Consider the following 17,900-nt stretch of genomic DNA (forward strand, 5'->3'; position numbering starts at 1 on the left):
AGCCTAAGCCGGGCTCCGAGCAGCTATGCGGTCCATGCTTACGCCGATGCTTGCGATTGCCTCATCACATTCCAAGGAGGTTTTTTATGATGAAAAGCAAGTCCCGGCTTTTGCTCGCGTATGTGCTCACCGTCGCTTTGGCTCTTACTCTTATGACCGTTCCTGCGGCCGCTGCTCCTGTCACGTTCGACAATGGCATTCAGTTCAAAGACACCGCTGGCAACCCGATTCAAGCTCATGGAGGCGGAATTCTCAAATCAGGCAGCTATTATTACTGGTTTGGCGAAAATCGCGACGGCGTCAATTACGTTTCCGTCTATCGCTCAGCAGATCTGAAAAACTGGGAGCTTCGTGCCAATGTTCTCAGCAAAACCTCGTCGCCCGAGCTGGCAACCGCCAACATTGAGCGCCCCAAAGTCATCTATAATGCGGCTACGAATAAATATGTGATGTGGATGCATAAGGAAAACGGCGTAGACTACGGCGATGCACAGGTCGCTGTCGCTTCCTCCACCAACATTGAAGGCCCCTATACGTATCACGGCAGCTTCCGTCCGCTGAACTACGATTCCCGTGATATGACGGTCTACAACGACAATGGCACCGCCTATCTCATCTCCGCTACCCGCGTCAACGCCGATTTAAATATTTATCGCCTGACCTCCGACTTCCTTGGCGTCGATTCGCTCGTCTCCACTCTGTGGGTTGGCCAATACCGCGAAGCGCCTGCCATGTTCAAGCGGGGCAGCACCTACTTCCTCGTCACCTCCGGGGCGACTGGCTGGGCGCCGAACCAGGCGAAATATGCGACGGCAAGCAGTATATCTGGTACATGGAGCAGCTTGACGAACGTCGGCAATGGCAATACCTACAACTCGCAATCTACGTATGTGCTGCCTATTGAGGGCTCATCCACTACTTCGTTTCTTTACATGGGTGACCGCTGGGCCGGCGCTTGGGGCGGTGCGGTCAACACCTCAGAGTATGTGTGGCTGCCAATTACCTTCCCTTCGTCTACTACCATGACGCTGGACTGGGCCGACCAGCTTACGATTGATGCGGCGACAGGCAGCGCCACCGGTACTGTAGCGCCGCCTGTCAATACAACGTCCTGGTACAAAATCGCGAATCGCGCCAGCAGCAAGCTCCTTGGCGTCACTAGCGGCGGCACGACGGACGGCGTGCAGATCGAGCAATACACCGATGGCGGCTGGACAAGCCAGCACTGGCAGTTCACTGACGTTGGAGGACGCTATTACACGATCAAGAACCGCAACAGCGGCAAAGTCATGGATATTACCAGCAGCTCGGTTGCTGATGGCGCTACTGTCATTCAATATACGAGCAACGGCGGGCTCAATCAGCAATTCCGCATTTTAAGCGCCGGAAGCGGTTATTTCAAAATCATGAACGTCAAAAGCCGCAAAGTGCTTTACATTACGGGCGGCTCCTCCGACAATGGCGCCGACGCCATCCAATGGACGGATGACAACAATATGAATAAGCATTTTTCATTCACAACGACGAGCTAGTCCAGCCCCACGAGCATAGCCACTCCACAAAAAACAGATGATTTAGAGCTATCTAGCTCTAGATCATCTGTTTTTCAGCGCGCCTCAAAGCGCTATATTCCTCCTTGCGGGGGCAGCATTTTACTTGCTTGCAAATTATCGCGAAAGTCAAAAACCTCATTTTTCGAAACATCTAACGTTTCTCTGCCAATTTTCACCACACTATTGCCTATCCACTGAACAGCCGGACTGCGATCATAATCATTAAAGTAGATAGTCTTGCTCTTCCCACTCTCTATATCCACAGCTTCGGCTCGCGCCGTTCTATAAAATAGCCCATTATAGTGATAAGTCCGAATTTTATATTGACCATTTGGAGAAACGGCAGCGCTTGGTTTCAACTCCCCCTTAGGGAGAAAATCAAGATGATTAAAATGATTATAGTCATATATCCCTACCGTAGAGGCTCCGATTATTGTCAGCTACACGGACACGATTCTCTCTCTTTTCTTGGAGGACTGACATTCCGCTATTTGAGCGTTTCGAGCGATTTTGGCATATGAGCGGACAGGAAATCCGCTAATCCCTTGATCATGGCGTTAAAACAGGGAATTGAGAACCAATAGCGGCCCCTGTGTCCGCGAACACCTGCAAACCCTGCGATTTAGACAAAATAACGTTATCTGTGTCCTCCAGACCAGACTCCACTTTGAGCGAACTTCCCTTGTACAATTAAAAAACACCCTTCGAGCGTTCATCCAAACAGCCGTGGAAACCCAGGGGCTGCAAGGACGAATGTCGAAAGGGTGTTTCTTCTCAAATGGCTATCCCCCAGGCAAGCGAGACTAAGCTCTGCTTATTTCGCTGCCGGAATCAAAATCTTCTGGCCAATGGACAGGCGATCCGGGTTCGCCAGCTTATTATAGGCGGCAAGCTTCTGCCATGTCGTGCCATGATTCAGCGCGATGCGGTACAGCGTGTCGCCGCTCTTCACGATATACACCGTATCCTGCGTCGTACCGGTCGCCGGCTTCGTCGGTGTCGTTGGTGTCGTTGGTGTCGTTGGCGTTGTCGGCTTCGTTGGGCCCGGCTCAGTTGGCTTCGTAGGCGTTGTTGGAGTTGTTGGAGTCGTTGGCGTTGTCGCGCCAGCTGACAAATTAATCTTGAACTCCGCATAACCATCATCGGTTTGGCCTACATACGACAGCGGGTCGAGCGAATCCGCGAGCGTCTTGGCAGCAGGCGACGTTTTGAACGAAACGTTGACGTCCGCTTTGATCGCCGCAAGCGACCAGTTGCCGTCGGCAGCAGGGTTAATCGTCTTGTTGGAGCGAATGTAATCAATGACAACCTGACGGTTCTCGTCCGGCGATGCCAAAACAATTCGCTTGCCATCCGGGTTAGCAAACTTGCTCGACGATGCCCGGTAGTTATTCGACGCTACGATGAATTTCTGCTTTGGATCAATCGCTTTGCCGCCAAATTGCAGATTGACGATCCGGCTCGATTTTTCATGAACGGTTGTGCCTTTAGCATCGTATTTGGCTGGCTGTGTCACGTCAATTTGGTACGTTACGCCGTCAATGACATCGAAGTTGTAGGTCGGGAAATCCAGATTGACCAGTTCCTGCTTCGCTGTCGACTTGGTATCGATTTGGTTGAATTGTCCAGCGGACCATTCCAGCCATTCCTTCAGCTCGGCGCCTGTTACTAATACAGCGTTAACGGTGTTGGAGTACAGATACAGATCGGCTACGTTTTTGATCGCAATATCGCCTGCAGCAATATCTGTGTAGTAGTTCGGGCCTTGGCGTCCGCCTGCCTTGAACGGCGCTCCTGCGGATAATACCGGAATACCCTCGTATTCCGTGCCTTGCATTTGCTTTTCTACGTACCATTTTTGCGCATTCGTTACGATTTGGATCGATGGATCATCCTGTACGAGCGCGAACCAGCTATTGATAGGCGCCGTCGTCTTGCCTACTGGGCCGCGAATGTAATCGAGCGTATGCTCATGGTCATCTTCTACGGCGTCCAGCACCGCTTGATCCGCTTCTACAAGCGGCTGCTTGTTCACCGCATCAAAGATCGGCTTAACCTCCACCTTGGAGTCCACAACCGACCATTTGCCATCTGTGAGCAACAGATCAAGGTCAATAATCCCAAGATTATTGCCCCAGAAGCCCGGCTCAACCGAAGGCACGCCGTTAATTGTTCCTTTTTCCAAATCAACGCCCTGCTTGCCCTCGAACGACTTGTCTGGAAACACTTTGTGGGCATGGCCGAACAAAATTGCGTTAATATCCTTGACCTTGCTGAGATACAGCACGGAGTTTTCCATATTTTCAGCCTGCGGAATATCCTCAAAGCCGGAATGGGGAATCGCTACAATAATGTCCGCGCCCTTCGCTTTCATCTCCGGAACGAATTTCTCCGCCGTTTTGATAATATCCTTGGCAATGACCTTGCCTTCGAGATTCGCCTTGTCCCACTGCATCACCTGCGGCGGAACGAAGCCGATAACGCCTACCTTGAGCTTATGTGTGGCGCCGCTCTCATCCTTCACTTCCTTGTCCAAAATCAAATAAGGCGTGAACAGATTTTTATCGTTTGACTCGTCTTTATCTTTGTCATCCACATAGATGTTCGCATTGACGTAAGGAAAATCTGCCCCCGCCAGCGATTTATTCAGAAAATCCAGCCCATAGTTGAACTCGTGGTTGCCCAAATTCCCAGCATCGTAATCGAGCAAATTCATCGCTTTATACACCGGATGCGTCTCGCCCTGCTTCAATGGATTGATAACCGCCGTGTAATCGCCAAGCGGGTTGCCCTGAATCAGATCGCCATTGTCAAAAAGCAAGCTGTTCGTCGCCGCTTCGCGCGCCTGCTTGATGAGCGTCGCTGTTTTGGCAAAGCCGTACTCATCGGTCGGCTTGTCCGCAAAATAATCATAGTTCACCATGTTCACATGCAAATCGGTCGTTTCCATAATACGCAGCTTTACTGTGCTGCTGTTCTCAGATGCCGCTGTTGCAGTAAAGGGCATTGCGACCAAGCCTACAGTAACCGCAATAGATAGAGCATTTCTCCATACGACTGACGATCTCAACAAATGAATACCCTCCCCAAAATGACTAAAATCATGTAATGATCACGTTATGTAGGTCGAGCTTTTGGACGATCATTCCCATCATTCCATTTATTTTAGATGAATTAACCATTTTTGTCATGCAAAAAAAAGAGGGATTTCTCCCTCTTCGCGTTACATACATGTAAAGTTCTATTGTTGGGTCAAAATAAGCGGGCCATCCTTCGTAATCGCAATCGTATGCTCGTACTGGGCCGACAGCCTTCCGTCGCGCGTCCGCGCCGTCCATCCATCGGAATCCAGCTTGCTGAAATACGTGCCTGCATTCAGCATCGGCTCAATCGTGAATACCATGCCCTCTTTAATTCTTGGCCCTTTATCCGGTGGTCCATAGTGAGGCACCTGCGGGTCTTCATGCATGTCCTTCCCAATTCCATGGCCGATAAAATCACGCACGACCGAGAAGCCTTCCGCCTCAGCATAAGACTGAATCGCGTGAGACACATCGCCAATCCGCTTGCCGATCAGCGCTTGCTCGATGCCGAGATACAGCGATTTTTCCGTCACCGCCAGCAAATGCTTCGCTTCATCACTCACTTCGCCAACCGCATAAGACCATGCGGAATCCGCAAGCCAGCCATTCAGGTTGACGACCATGTCGATGGTCACGATATCGCCTTCTTTGAGCTTCTCCTTCTTCGGGAAGCCGTGGCAAATAATATCGTTTGTAGAAGCGCAGGTCGCGTATTGATAGCCGTTATAGCCTTTTTGCTCCGGCGTTGCGCCATTTTGCTTCATAAATTTTTCCGCAAACTGGTCGATTTCATGCGTCGTGATGCCAGGCTGAATGAGCTTGGCAATTTGCCTGTGGCATTCCGCCAATATTTTACCCGCCTCATGCATGCGGTTGATTTCCGCTTCGGTCTTAATAATGATCATTTCCGTTCCTTCTTTCCATCAATTTAACCCGGCTTCGTCCCGAGACTTCGCCAGAAGCTCCGCTAGAAGCTACATGCCTATGCCCATCGTAGCATATTATGATAAATATGCGAACATGGGCTGGCCCATGACGCTGCTTTTTCGCTCATATCTGTTAGGAAATTTGGTGAAAAAGAGTCGAAACCGTGACGTTTCCTCCAGCTGCCTAGACTTTAGTCTAGTTTGCGGCTTTACCTCTAGCATGACGACATGCTGCGGGGGCCTGTGCTATGCTATTGTTGCTAAGAAAAGCAACGGATAAATAATTAAAAGAGGAGAGATAACAAAAAATGTTAAAGCGATCGATTATCGGCCCTGTCCTTATGCTGATTGGTGTATTTCTTTATTTCAACCAAGGTCAGTCATTTGGAGCGGGCGCTGTGTTCGCAAATTTTTGGGCCAGCATGTTCATCATCCCGCTGGGACTATTTTTCCACTGGCTGTATTTCGGCGTGACAGGTGGCAAAGGGGTCGGCCTGCTCATTCCGGGAGGCATTTTGTTCACTGTTGGACTCGTCTGCCAGCTCTCTACGTTATTCTCGGCATGGCATATTTTGTGGCCAGGCTTCATTATGGCGGTAGCCGTCGGCTTGTTTGAATTTTATTGGTTTGGCAGCCGCAACAAGTGGCTGCTTATCCCGATCAACATTTTAACTGTCCTATCGCTGCTGTTCTTCGGTGTCTTCTCGCTGAGCGCTGCCTCGGGACAACTTGCCACCGTACAGCCGCTGCTCGCCATTGCCCTTATTATCGTAGGAGCTTTCGCGATGCTGTCGCGCAAGAAAGAGCAATAATCGCATAGACCAGAGCCTCCGGCTCCGCTTGAAGGGATCGCCCTTCACCAGCGGAGCCGGTTTTTTTATGCCTGATGCTGCTAGCCCTTCTAACCTTCCACGTGCAGCGAATCCTCCGCAATGCTCATGCGAAAGAGGCAATCCGCCAGAAACACTTGCGGCTGATCGATAAAGATATAAACCTCACGAACGCTCCGCTGGCTGCTAAACAAGCCGTAGGCCACTAAGTTCTCCTTCAAGCGAATACTTACATTCGGCTCCACACCGTGCGGCTGAATGGCTGCCTGCCCTTCCTTCTCTCTCCGTTCCTTCAACTCCTCTGGCGATACCAATTTTACGGACGCTACATTATTGATGTCGATTTTCACCCGCAATTGAATGCCGTACTGGATATGGATGCTTCGATCATTCATTAATATCGGACTCAGGCGCATTGCACGGTAGTTTGCCACCAGCAAAATGATAAACCAAACATTTCCTATAGAAAGTACCCAAGCCACCAAAGGCGACCATTGCGCCAACAGAAAGTGAACCACTGCGCCCTCCAGCAGCAATATTTTTGAGAGAAACAATACAATAATGAGTGAGTTGGTATTTTCATGATAAGTATAAACAGCTGTCTCCGAGCGGATATACGGCTTTCGTCGCCAAGTGAGAAAGGCGTAATAAACGACGGATATATCCTGCAGAAGCCATGCGGCTAAGCGTGGAGAACGAACAACAGTTTGCAGGCTGATCCTCATAGTATCCATCGGATGAACATCCGGCTGCCAATTGCTCTTGAATGCTCTAACAATACGGTACAGCTTATATAGCTCATAGCTGATGAAGGCAAGCTCCAGCGGCAGCAGCGTATACTTTGCGATCACAACAGCCACATTGTCTGTTTTCGGCATCAGCATCAGAATTGCGAAATAGCCTGCAATGGCGAGGGGCAGCACGCCCAGCAACGGCTTTTTTATTTTTCGATAGACAAGAAAATAGAGCAGCAGTGGTATGACCAGCACAAAATCTGCTACGATGGCAGTGCCAAGCACCTCAGCATGCTGAACGAATAATAGCGACTGCATAAGCAGAGCATCTGCCAAAACAATAATGGCGCTTACAAGCAGAAAAACAATGACATTGTTCTTCTTCAGCCTAAACATCGTGCAACTCCCCCCGTTTATGACTCTTTGACACCAATATAGAGCATTTATAACTATTTTCCAAATTTATTTTAAGCAGTAAAATAGTCTCTATCTCCTCTCACAAACAAGGAATTTGCCTTAAAGATGTCAAATAATACAGAAGCATCCGCGACCATGGCCAGGAGGAATAGGATTTGTCGATCAGAGCGAAGCTCGTTTGCCTCATATCGGTTACCGTTACCGTGATTTTGCTACTCAATATTACGATTTACTATATGTCCTCCAAGGGTGAGCTGCAACAGAACGCAGAGCAGCAAATGCGCTTTATTGGCAATCAGATAGCCGTCTCCATCGCCTCGGCCGAGCAGAACAGCCAGTTGACGGAGGACGCGCTGGGGGAGCGGCTGCGCGCTGTCGCGATTGCCATACAAAGCAAGCTCGATCCCGATATTAAAAATGTCCGCAACAGTGAGCTGGTTCAGCTGAGCAAGGAGCTGGGCGTTGATCACATTACACTGTGGATCAAGACGAAAGACGATATTTTATCGGTACGCTCGACGAACCCCGATGAGCTTTATATGAGTCCGAAAACGTGGAACTACTGGTATACCGCCTTTACCCAGCTATTCGAGAAGCATAATGTCACGATTCCCGAAGGACAGAAGCTGGAGCATTTTTGGGCGGGACCGATCAACTTCGGCACCTCCGACCCCGAAAAAGTGTTTAAATGGGGCAACTATTATGACGGCACGACCAACTATATGATCAATCCTTATATTCATGCGCAAACTTTTTTGGATAGCAAAAAGAAATATGGTGCGGATGCCATCGTGGCGCAGATTTTGCGTGATAAAAATAATATTCTCGAAGTGACCGGCTTCGATCCTGCCTACTTCGGCAAAGCGCCTGCTGTCAGCATTAAAAATGGGGCCGTTGTCTATAATCTCGATGTTCGCAACATTATTTTTGGCCAATATTATTACAAGGACCCGGATAACGATCACCTAAATACTCAGAAAGCGATTGAGAAAAACGAAGTCGTTACGATTGAAAGCAAGCTGAACAGCAAGCAGGTCATCAAGAGCTTTATTCCCGTCCAGGGATCGAAGCCGTACGTTATTAGCATTACCTTCAACAACTCGGCCCTGCAGCAGACGCTGATGCGTCAGGTTCTGACGCAAGGCGCAATATCTCTTGGCCTGATTTTGGCGACGGTGCTGTGCAGCTACTTTATTTCCGGCTTCATGGTGCGCTCGCTCAATCAAATCGTCAGCAAGGTCAATGAAATTTCCAATGGCAACTTCGGCGCCCGTATTTCCTTAAAGAGCAATGATGAATTCGGCGTATTAGCTAATCGCGTGAATGCCATGGGGCAAAACCTTCATACGTATATGAATCGGCTGACCGAATCAGCGGAAGAGCTGCGGCAGACGAAGCAGTATTTGGAATCGTTCGTCAATCATACCTCCGATGCAATTCATGTCTCCAATCTGCACGGCTCTGTCATTCAGATGAATAAAGCGTTTGAGAAAATGTATGGCTGGACGGAGGAGGAGCTCCTTGGCCAACCGCTTAACAACACACCGCCAGAGCTTGCGATGGAAGGCAACTTTATGCTGGAGTTCATCCAGCAGGGCGGCTCCGTTGCCGATTACGATACGATGCGTTATGACAAAAGCGGCAGGCTGCTCGATGTGAGCATCACCGTCTCTTCCATTCGCAATGAGCAGGAACAGATTATTGCGATTGCGACGATTTCGCGCAACATTACAGCGCGCAAGCAGACGGAAGAGGTGCTGCGCCGCTCGGAGAAGCTGTCCGTCGTCGGGCAGCTCGCGGCGGGTGTCGCCCATGAGGTACGCAATCCGCTAACGACGCTGCGCGGGTTTGTACAGCTGATGAAGAAAAATGGGCAGCTGGCGCCCGCCTACATCGATGTGATGCTGTCTGAGCTGGACCGGATTAATTTTATCGTCAGCGAGTTTCTTGTGTTCGCCAAGCCGCAGGCCAGCCGCTTCCAGCGCGCCAACATTCATGAAATTATGCGGGGCATCATTATGCTGCTCGATTCCGAGGCCAACATTAGCAATGTCCAGTTCACGACGCGCTTTGATACTGAGATACCTGAAATGAAGTGCGAGGTCAATCAGTTAAAGCAAGTATTCGTCAACATTATTAAAAATGGGATCGAAGCGATGCCGGAAGGCGGCGAGCTCGACATCGACCTGTCCTATACGCCTTCGACCGGCATCATTATCCGCATAACCGACCATGGCTTCGGCATTACAGAGGACAATCTGTCGCGGCTCGGCGAGCCGTTCTTCACAACGAAGGAGGAGGGCAATGGGCTCGGCCTGATGGTATGCTATCAGATTATTGCCAATCATCGCGGCTCGATGTCATTCCAAAGCAAGAAAGGCATTGGCACGCAAGTGGAAATTCGGCTGCCTGTCATTCAGGATGTGGCGCCGACCGGATAGCCGGCGGCGACTCGCATTTGCAAGGAGGAACCCTTGCATACCACTGCCTAGACACAATCAGCAAAAAAAGACGTGGCAGCTGTTCGTGCTGGCTGCCGCGTCTTTTTTTGCTTTTCCCCCACACCTTCATTTCCTTAGTAGCCATGCGAATCGCAGTAATCCAGAAAGGCTTTCATGTTGTGCGACGCGATGAGCGGCACCACCTTCTCAATACGTTTCGGCGGCCAATCCCACCATTTGATACGCAGCAGCCTGGCAATGACGAGATCGCTGAAGCGATAACGGATGAGGTTCGCCGGATTGCCACCTACGATCGCATAAGGCGGAACATCTCTCGTTACCGTCGCATTCATGCCAATGACCGCCCCATCGCCAATCGTAATGCCAGACATAATGGTCGCATGCGTGCAGATCCAAACGTCGTTGCCGATGACGACATCACCATTCGTTTGCGGATGGCCGGTAATGTGCAAATGCTTCGAAAGAAAGGAAGTAAACGGATACGTCGATACCCAATCCGTACGATGGTTCCCTCCGAGCATGACTGAAACGCCACCGGCAATACAGCAAAATTTGCCGACTGTCAGCTTCGTTCCCTCCCCCCAGGAGAAAACATTCGGTTCACCAACGGTGTATTCGCCAATTAGCGTATGCCCATCCTTTTGCTTTGCAGGGAATACCGTTCGCAGCAAGTCCATGTCCACTCTATCACTCCTTCCTACCATAAGGGTGAAACTTATAAAGACTTATATTTTAAAATAATATATTCAACAGCTTGCCTTTTTGCTTCCGCTCCTCTATAGAGTCAGGCTGGACTTCTAGCCCCGCCGCTTAGTATGATGGAGGAACAGGAAGCCTAGAGAGGAGCAGCTCACGATGACAATCCAGCCAGCAAGTCCGGTTCCCGGACTGCAAAATCTGCTGCTGCTTGACCGGATGAACGATTATTCGCAGACCGATCCGCTTTATCCCTTCGCCTTGGATGAGCTGCTGTGCCGCAGCACAGGGCAGGGCGGGCCAGCGATATGCCATATTTGGCGCCACGAGCGCGCCTTTATACTTGGCCTGCGCGACAGCAGGCTGCCGCTGGCGGGCGACGCCTCCCGCTGGCTTGAATCGCTCGGCTACAAGACGGCGGTGCGCAACTCTGGCGGCGCAGCAGTGCCGCTTGATCCGGGCGTCGTCAATATTTCGCTTATTTTGCCTAAGGCGAACACGCTCGACTTTCATTTTCATCAGGATTTTGAGCTGATGTACAGCCTCATTCGCTCCGCGCTTGCCGGGGCTGGCGTGCCAGTCGATAAAGGCGAAATCGCCGGGGCGTATTGTCCGGGCGATTTCGACCTCAGCATCGACGGCTTTAAGTTTTGCGGCATTGCGCAGCGCCGCCAGGCCCACGCCTATATCGTGCAGGCGTTCATCGTCGCCGAAGGCGCAGGACAGGAGCGGGCGGCGCTAGTCCGCTCCTTCTATGAGCGGGCAGCGGGCGATGCCGAGCCCGGCGCGCATCCGCTCGTAGAGAGCAGCAGCACGGCCAGCCTCGAAGAGCTGGTCGGCTTGGCGCAGGGCGGCGGCGCGGAGCGCTTCGCAGACGCCGTCAAGCAAATCATCCGCAGCGGTCAGACGGCGGATGGTCTTGCCGCAGCGGCGGCTAGGCTCCAGATGCCGTCGCCTCAGCAGATTGAAGCCATGGCGCAATCGCTGCGCGGACGCTATGCAACTACGCAGGCGTAGCACTTTTGGCTAGGCTAGGCTAGGCTAGGTTAGACTAGACTAAGCAAGTTTAAAGCGCGTCCAAATATACAAAATGCCTCTTGCCCTGCTGCGAAGCAGCATAAGCAAGAGGCATTATTATTGTCAGGATGATCGCGGCGATCTGCGAAATATAAGATAAACAACCTCGGAGAATACAAGCCCGATAGCGATGGAGCCAGAAATCATGAAAGCCTGCATAGCTAGCTCGACAGCTATGACGTATTCCTCCTGCACAATGTGACGCATCGCATCATAGGCGATTTTACCCGGCACAAGGGGAATAATGCCCGCCGCACTGAAAACGATGATTGGCGTGCGATAATGCTTCGCCATTATTTGGCTAATAATCGTCACTACACAAACAGCCAGCAGTGTCGCGGGAATCGTCCTCATATCCAGCATGCTGCACACGGTATATGCAAGCCACCCCGATGCGCCAACCAGACCGCACTGCACCAGGCGATGCTTCTGCACACCGAAGATCAGGCTGAAGGCCGCGCAGGCCACGAAGCTGACGGCAAGCTGTTCAAGCAGCTGTACAACCATCGTTTCTCCCTCCTTTTCAAGCTACGAATAAACGGACAGCACGAAAGCAATGCCAGCACCGATGGCAAAAGCAATGAGAAAAGCCTCCGCTCCCTTGGACAAGCCGGAAACCAGATGCCCCGCCATTAAGTCCCTTACCGCATTCGTAATATGAAGGCCGGGCACAAGCGGCATAATTGAGCCGATAATGATTTTATCCAAATTGTGCCCAAAGCCAAGCCATACCATCAGGACAGCCAGCGAACCGCTAATAACCGCCGACAAGAAGCTCGCGAAAAAAGTAATCGGCATAATGCGGTGCAGCGTCAGCAAGCACAAGAAGCCGATGCCGCTCGCAAGCGCCACCGGAAGAAAGTCGTTCCAGCTGCCGCGGAACATAATTAGGAAGCAGCCGCTTGCGATAGCGGCAACCAGCACCTTGAGCCACGCCGGATAATCATCCGCCGCCTGCTCAATATCCTGCAATTGCTTATAAGCTTCATGACGCTGAAGGTTCCCTTGGCAGATGCGCCTGGAAATATCATTGACGAGCGTCACCTTCTTCAAATTCGTCGAGCGTTCCGAAATCCGGACAAGCCTCGTCGACTGCGCAGCGCCATCCAGCGCAAAAATAATGCCCGTGGGCGTCACATAGCTATAAGCATTAGCCACGCCGTAAGCCCCGGCGATCCGAACCATCGTATCCTCAACCCGGTACGTTTCCCCGCCATTTTGCAAAATAATCTTGCCCGCCAGCAAGCAAATGCTCGCAATATCCTGACCATCATTGTTAGCGTAATCCATACGTAGCCAGCCTCCCTAGCTTCGCAGCCTCAACACTTCATAACAGGATGAGCGGCAAGCGTATGTCCGCCCGCAAGACCCATTCTGCCATTAATGCGAGGCCGTATGCTCTACAAAGTCCGGTTTCACCAGCGCATGCCGTTCCCACTTCCGGCTCTTCCACCGGAAATACATAATGACCGCGCGCAACCACTCATCCGTCGCAATAGCCAGCCAAATGCCCGCCAGTCCCATATCCAGATGAAAAACAAGATAATAACCGAGCGGCACGCTTATGCCAACCATCGTAACCATCCCGATCCAGAGCGGAAACTTCGCATCCCCGGAGGCCCGCAGCGAATTGACCAATATAATATTGATCGTTCGCCCCGTCTCCAGCACAATGCTGTACAGCAGGACGTTCGCCCCCAGCCGAATAATGTCGGCATCATCCGTGAACAAGCCCATTAGCCGCTCGCGGAACAGCAGCACGAACACCAGCATCACCATCGTCGCTCCGCTGGCCCACAGCACGCTTGCCAATACCTGTTTGTACGCAGCGTCGCTGCGTCCGCCGCCGACGTAGCGGCCTACCATTATTGCCGTACCCATGCCGACCGCCATCGCGAATAAATAGATCAGCACCGATATATTCGAGGCGTACTGCCGGGCCGACAAGGACGCATCACCGAGAAACGTCACATAATACAGAAAGACCATTTGGCAGCTCTGGTACATCACCTGTTCAAAAGCCGACGGAATGCCGATCTTTAATATTTTGCGAATAAATTCCTTCGACATTTTGAAAAAATATTGCAGCTTCACCTTAAATACCATAACCCGATTCATCAGCCAGAAAAACACCAGCATCGCCAGCAAGCGGCTGACAACCGTCGAAATAGCTGCTCCTTCCACCCCAAGCTCGGGAAAGCCGAACTTGCCAAAGATCAGCACGTAGTTGCCGACCAAATGTATAATGTTCATTCCCAATGATACCAGCATGGCTTCCTTCGTGAAGCCGTATACCCGAATAATTGCAGAAAGTGAATTAATAATTGCCTGTAAAAAAATAAAGCCGCCTACAATTCGCAAATAGCTTTGCGCATAGGCCAATACTTCCCCTTGCAGATGCAAGCCTTGCAGAATAACATTGCCGAACAACAAACAAGATAAGCTCATCAGCAAGCCCGCCAACAGATTAAGCGAAATCGCCAGCGCTGACAGCTGTGCAGCCTCAACCAGCTTCCGCGAGCCTATATATTGCGCGACAACAATCGAAGCGCCGTTGCCGATAACCTCCATAACAAGCAGCATAATGTGCAAATATTGATTGGATGCGCCTACGCCGGAAACGGCATTGTCGGACAGCTTGCTGAGCATGAATGTGTCCGCTGTTCCCATCATCATAAACAAAAATAATTCCAAAAATATCGGCCAAGTCAAGAAAAAGAGACTATTGTCCCGATCCCGCTTAACCCCCAGCTTAAATCCCAAGATGTCACCTTCTCCAGCTCATAATCCTAAGGTGAAACGGCTGTCGCCGTCCTTGACGGCGTGGCGCGTTTCATTCCGAGAAATATAGAGAAAGGATGAAAAAAAATCATATACTTTCCTATATTTCAAGCGTAAACGGCTGTCGCCATCCTCTGGCGGCAAAGCTAACGTTTCGCGATGAAATATAGAGAAAGGATGAAAAAATCATATACTTTCCTATATTTCTAAGAAACTCAAGGTATCTTAGCATACTTGACTGGCAAATGCACGAACTAAGGAGCTGCGTGGAAATTAGTATCCGCTTTTATTGACAAAATCTCCACGGTTTTAGGAGTTTTGTCAATAAATTAGCGGTACCTTATTTCGTCGCAGTCTCTAAAGCGGGTTTTATCGGCCTTTTGCCACCCAAGAAGGATGAAAGCGGTTTATGCTTAACATTACCATTCAAATCGCGTATCCTTAAAGGCAAAAAATGTGATACCATTCTAAATAGATTGTTTAGCAACCTGAGAGCGCTTCATTGCAGCAATACCTAATTACTAAGGAGCTGTGAGGAAATTAGCGGTACTTTATTTCGTCGCAGTCTCTAACCAACTGGAGCCATACAACTGATGAATATGACTATCTCCAATTATATTGTTATTGTAACGATTTCCAGCGTGCTCAGCGCCTTGCTTGCCATTTACGGATATTTAATAAAATCCAGCTTTGCCGGAATGAGAGCCTATATCTGGACCTCGATTTGCTCAGCTATCTACACCTTCGGCTTTGCTTTTGAATTGGCAAGCGATTCGTTAGCCGAAATTCGCTTCTGGATTGGCATAGAATATTTGGGACTGCCATTCATCTCCCCCGCTACGCTAGTGCTCATTCTGTACTTTACTGGAATGGATCGCTTCGTTACCCGTAAGATGCTAATCTGGCTCTTTACGATTCCCTTTATTACTTTATTGCTGGTCGTCACAAATGAATGGCATCATATGTTTTACCGTTCGATATTTCTCCGTCCCAATGAATCGGTTATTGTCGCCGATATCGTCTTTGGAGAATGGTATATTATTAATGGCAGCTTTACGTTCGGCTGTCTGGTCGTAAGTGCTTACCTGCTGCTGCGTCAATGGAATCACGCCAAGATGATTTACCGCAAGCAGCTTTTAATGATGGCAGCCGGCATTTTTATTCCCATGACTGCCTCCTTTATGTATTTGCTTGACCTTACGCCACACGGCATGGACATCGTGCCTCCGCTTATGTTTATCACGTCGATTTTGAACATTTGGGCGATTTTGACGTCAAATATTTTGAAGGCTGCGCCAATTGCCAGAGAACGTATTTTCGAAAGCATGCGCGACGGCGTTATTGTGCTGGATATGAGCGGGCGGATTGTAGATTATAATCGGTCGGCGTCGCAGATGATCGCATCGCTGAGGCCTACGGCGATTGGGACGGCATTCAAGGATATATGGCTGTTCCATACGGGACAAGCTGCTGATTTTATTCATTATGATGAGGAATTCAAGCATCATGAGCGGGAAGTAAGGTGGATTCAGCTGCATACGAGCCTGCCGTCGTTCTACCTTGTGCGCTCATCCCCTGTCCACAGCCGCAAAGGCGAGCTGATCGGGAGGACGATTGTCTTGATGGATATTACGGAGAAGGCGATTCTGCAAGAGAAGCTGAAGCAAATGGCTACTATAGATGGACTGACTGGCATATACAACCGCGCTTACTTTTTAGAGCAAGCCCGCTTGCTGCTTCATCAATCGCTGCTGAATCAACAGCCGTTTTCACTTATTTTGTTTGATATTGACCATTTTAAAACGATAAATGACCGCTTCGGCCATGACATTGGCGATTTAGCCCTTTGTCATGTCGTAGCGGTCTGTCAGGAACAGCTTAGCGATAGCGATTTATTCGGGCGGTACGGTGGAGAGGAATTTATTATTTGCCTTCCATCTGCTGCGCCCGAAGAAGCAGGGGAGCTCGCCGAGAAGCTGCGCCGGGCCCTTGCTGGCAGCCCGTTGCAGACACAAGCCGGCACCGTTCCATTGTCAGCAAGCTTCGGCGCAACTGGCATAACAATTGCAGAGCATGCTGAACTGGACGAGATGATTCGCGAGGCTGATAAGGCGTTGTACCAATCCAAGCATATGGGACGCAATGCCGTTCATATTTTTAGCAAATGAGGGACATCACATGCAAATTACGATATTAGGCGCCACAGGACGCGTCGGGCGCGAAGTCATGCTGCGCGCCCTTGCAGATGGACATAGCGTCCATGCCTTGGTGCGTTCGATAGAGAAGCTTGAGCTTTCGCATCCGCAATTGAAAGCCATCGTTGGCGATGCCCGCGAAGAAGCTATGCTCAAGCAAGCTGTTGCAGGCAGCAGCGTAGTTATTAGCGCACTGGGCACGGACGGAGGAGATACGCTCTCCTCCTGCTTTCCGGGCCTTCTTGCCGTTATGGAGCAGCAAGCCATCCATCGTCTGGTGACGGTCGGAACGGCGGGTATTCTGGAGAGCCGCACCGAGCCTGGCCTGCTGCGCTATCAATCCAGCGAATCGAAACGCCGGTCTACACGGGCTGCCGAGGAGCATCATGCTGTACTGCGCCTGCTGGAGGCATCTGCCGAGCCATTAAATTGGACGCTCGTATGCCCAACTTATTTGCCGGATGGGCCTTATACTGGCGTTTATCGCAGCGAGCAGGACTATTTGCCAGAAGGCGGGCTGCAAATTACGGTAGGCGATACCGCCGACTTCACTTATAATGAAGCGATTAGCGGAGCCTTCGCCCGCTGCAGAGTTGGCTTAGCCGAGTAGTTTTTTGATATCTTCTACGAGATCTTCCGGCTTATCATTCGGCCCAAACCGCTTGACCACTTTGCCATCCCGATCCACTAGAAACTTCGTAAAATTCCACTTGATCGCCTTCGAGCCCAGCACCCCGCGAGCCTCATTCGTCAGGTGCTGGAACAGCGGGTGTGCGCTGCTGCCGTTTACATCGATTTTGCCAAACAGCGGAAAGGATACCCCGTGGTTAAGCTCGCAAGCCTGCGCAATTTCCGCATCGCCCTCCAGCTCCTGATTCATAAACTGCCCGCTTGGAAATCCTAGAACTGCAAGCCCTTGCTCGCCATACGTATCCTGCAATTGCTGCAAGCCTTTGAATTGCGGTGCAAAGCCGCATTTGGTAGCTGTATTTACGATTAACATCACTTTGCCTTTATACGGAGCCAGCGTCTCCTGCGAACCTGTAATCTTCTTCACTTCGATATCATAAATGGACATCATAATAACCTCCTTTAAATTTAAAAAAACAACGGTCAGGCTGAAAATACAGCGATTGATTTTGATAA

At 50.4% G+C, this 17,900-nt stretch carries 15 protein-coding genes; 6 read left to right on the plus strand and 9 right to left on the minus strand.

Annotated features, from left to right (window positions below):
• Nucleotides 1-89: 89 nt before the first annotated feature.
• Entirely contained in the window at nucleotides 90-1,532 is a 1,443-nt protein-coding gene (locus AC6B99_RS17475) for an RICIN domain-containing protein (RefSeq protein ID WP_496663968.1), read from the plus strand.
• 92 nt (nucleotides 1,533-1,624) lie between these two features.
• Here the strand turns inward: AC6B99_RS17475 and AC6B99_RS17480 are convergent, their stop codons facing one another.
• The 3 genes from AC6B99_RS17480 to map all read right to left on the minus strand — a co-directional run bounded on the left by AC6B99_RS17480 (nucleotide 1,625) and on the right by map (nucleotide 5,541).
• Nucleotides 1,625-1,993 carry a DUF5412 family protein gene (locus tag AC6B99_RS17480; RefSeq protein WP_496663969.1) on the minus strand — a complete coding sequence of 123 codons (369 nt, stop codon included), beginning with the start codon at nucleotides 1,991-1,993 and terminating at the stop codon, nucleotides 1,625-1,627.
• 374 nt (nucleotides 1,994-2,367) lie between these two features.
• Entirely contained in the window at nucleotides 2,368-4,560 is a 2,193-nt protein-coding gene (locus AC6B99_RS17485) for a bifunctional 2',3'-cyclic-nucleotide 2'-phosphodiesterase/3'-nucleotidase (protein WP_496663970.1), read from the minus strand.
• A 234-nt stretch (nucleotides 4,561-4,794) separates the two neighbouring features.
• Nucleotides 4,795-5,541: a type I methionyl aminopeptidase gene (gene map, locus AC6B99_RS17490; protein WP_056036524.1), complete on the minus strand. Its 747-nt coding sequence runs from the start codon at nucleotides 5,539-5,541 to the stop codon at nucleotides 4,795-4,797.
• A 329-nt stretch (nucleotides 5,542-5,870) separates the two neighbouring features.
• On the opposite strand from map, the gene AC6B99_RS17495 reads away from it, so the two are divergent.
• Entirely contained in the window at nucleotides 5,871-6,374 is a 504-nt protein-coding gene (locus tag AC6B99_RS17495; protein WP_056036522.1) for a hypothetical protein, read from the plus strand.
• A gap of 89 nt (nucleotides 6,375-6,463) precedes the next feature.
• Here the strand turns inward: AC6B99_RS17495 and AC6B99_RS17500 are convergent, their stop codons facing one another.
• Complete coding sequence (locus tag AC6B99_RS17500) at nucleotides 6,464-7,522, minus strand: hypothetical protein (protein WP_496663882.1); 1,059 nt, start codon at nucleotides 7,520-7,522, stop codon at nucleotides 6,464-6,466.
• A gap of 176 nt (nucleotides 7,523-7,698) precedes the next feature.
• Between AC6B99_RS17500 and AC6B99_RS17505 the strand changes: the two genes are divergently transcribed.
• Nucleotides 7,699-9,984: an ATP-binding protein gene (locus AC6B99_RS17505; RefSeq protein WP_496663883.1), complete on the plus strand. Its 2,286-nt coding sequence runs from the start codon at nucleotides 7,699-7,701 to the stop codon at nucleotides 9,982-9,984.
• Nucleotides 9,985-10,118: 134 nt separating this feature from the next.
• On the opposite strand, the gene AC6B99_RS17510 is transcribed toward AC6B99_RS17505, so the two are convergent.
• Complete coding sequence (locus AC6B99_RS17510; protein WP_056036516.1) at nucleotides 10,119-10,682, minus strand: CatB-related O-acetyltransferase; 564 nt, start codon at nucleotides 10,680-10,682, stop codon at nucleotides 10,119-10,121.
• Nucleotides 10,683-10,860: 178 nt separating this feature from the next.
• On the opposite strand from AC6B99_RS17510, the gene AC6B99_RS17515 reads away from it, so the two are divergent.
• Complete coding sequence (locus AC6B99_RS17515) at nucleotides 10,861-11,718, plus strand: lipoate--protein ligase family protein (RefSeq protein WP_056036515.1); 858 nt, start codon at nucleotides 10,861-10,863, stop codon at nucleotides 11,716-11,718.
• Between the two features lie 123 nt (nucleotides 11,719-11,841).
• Here the strand turns inward: AC6B99_RS17515 and AC6B99_RS17520 are convergent, their stop codons facing one another.
• The 3 genes from AC6B99_RS17520 to AC6B99_RS17530 form a co-directional block, all read right to left on the minus strand.
• Nucleotides 11,842-12,285 (minus strand): threonine/serine exporter family protein, encoded by a 444-nt coding sequence (locus AC6B99_RS17520; RefSeq protein WP_056036513.1) that lies wholly within the window; start codon nucleotides 12,283-12,285, stop codon nucleotides 11,842-11,844.
• 21 nt (nucleotides 12,286-12,306) lie between these two features.
• Nucleotides 12,307-13,068, minus strand: coding sequence for a threonine/serine exporter family protein (locus AC6B99_RS17525; protein ID WP_056036511.1), 762 nt, complete (start codon nucleotides 13,066-13,068; stop codon nucleotides 12,307-12,309).
• A gap of 90 nt (nucleotides 13,069-13,158) precedes the next feature.
• A complete protein-coding gene (locus tag AC6B99_RS17530) occupies nucleotides 13,159-14,541 on the minus strand; it encodes an MATE family efflux transporter (protein ID WP_235533184.1) in 1,383 nt (460 codons plus the stop codon).
• A gap of 611 nt (nucleotides 14,542-15,152) precedes the next feature.
• On the opposite strand from AC6B99_RS17530, the gene AC6B99_RS17535 reads away from it, so the two are divergent.
• Together AC6B99_RS17535 and AC6B99_RS17540 are read left to right on the plus strand one after the other, a co-directional pair.
• On the plus strand, nucleotides 15,153-16,727 hold the full coding sequence (locus AC6B99_RS17535) for a histidine kinase N-terminal 7TM domain-containing protein (RefSeq protein WP_494861179.1): 1,575 nt from the start codon (nucleotides 15,153-15,155) through the stop codon (nucleotides 16,725-16,727).
• A gap of 10 nt (nucleotides 16,728-16,737) precedes the next feature.
• On the plus strand, nucleotides 16,738-17,364 hold the full coding sequence (locus AC6B99_RS17540) for an NAD(P)-dependent oxidoreductase (RefSeq protein WP_056036505.1): 627 nt from the start codon (nucleotides 16,738-16,740) through the stop codon (nucleotides 17,362-17,364).
• On the opposite strand, the gene AC6B99_RS17545 is transcribed toward AC6B99_RS17540, so the two are convergent.
• Nucleotides 17,353-17,832, minus strand: a complete 480-nt coding sequence (locus AC6B99_RS17545; protein ID WP_494861541.1) for a glutathione peroxidase — start codon at nucleotides 17,830-17,832, stop codon at nucleotides 17,353-17,355. The two genes, AC6B99_RS17540 and AC6B99_RS17545, sit on opposite strands and share 12 nt — an antisense overlap.
• Nucleotides 17,833-17,900: the final 68 nt, after the last annotated feature.

Source organism: Paenibacillus liaoningensis, from assembly GCF_059609455.1.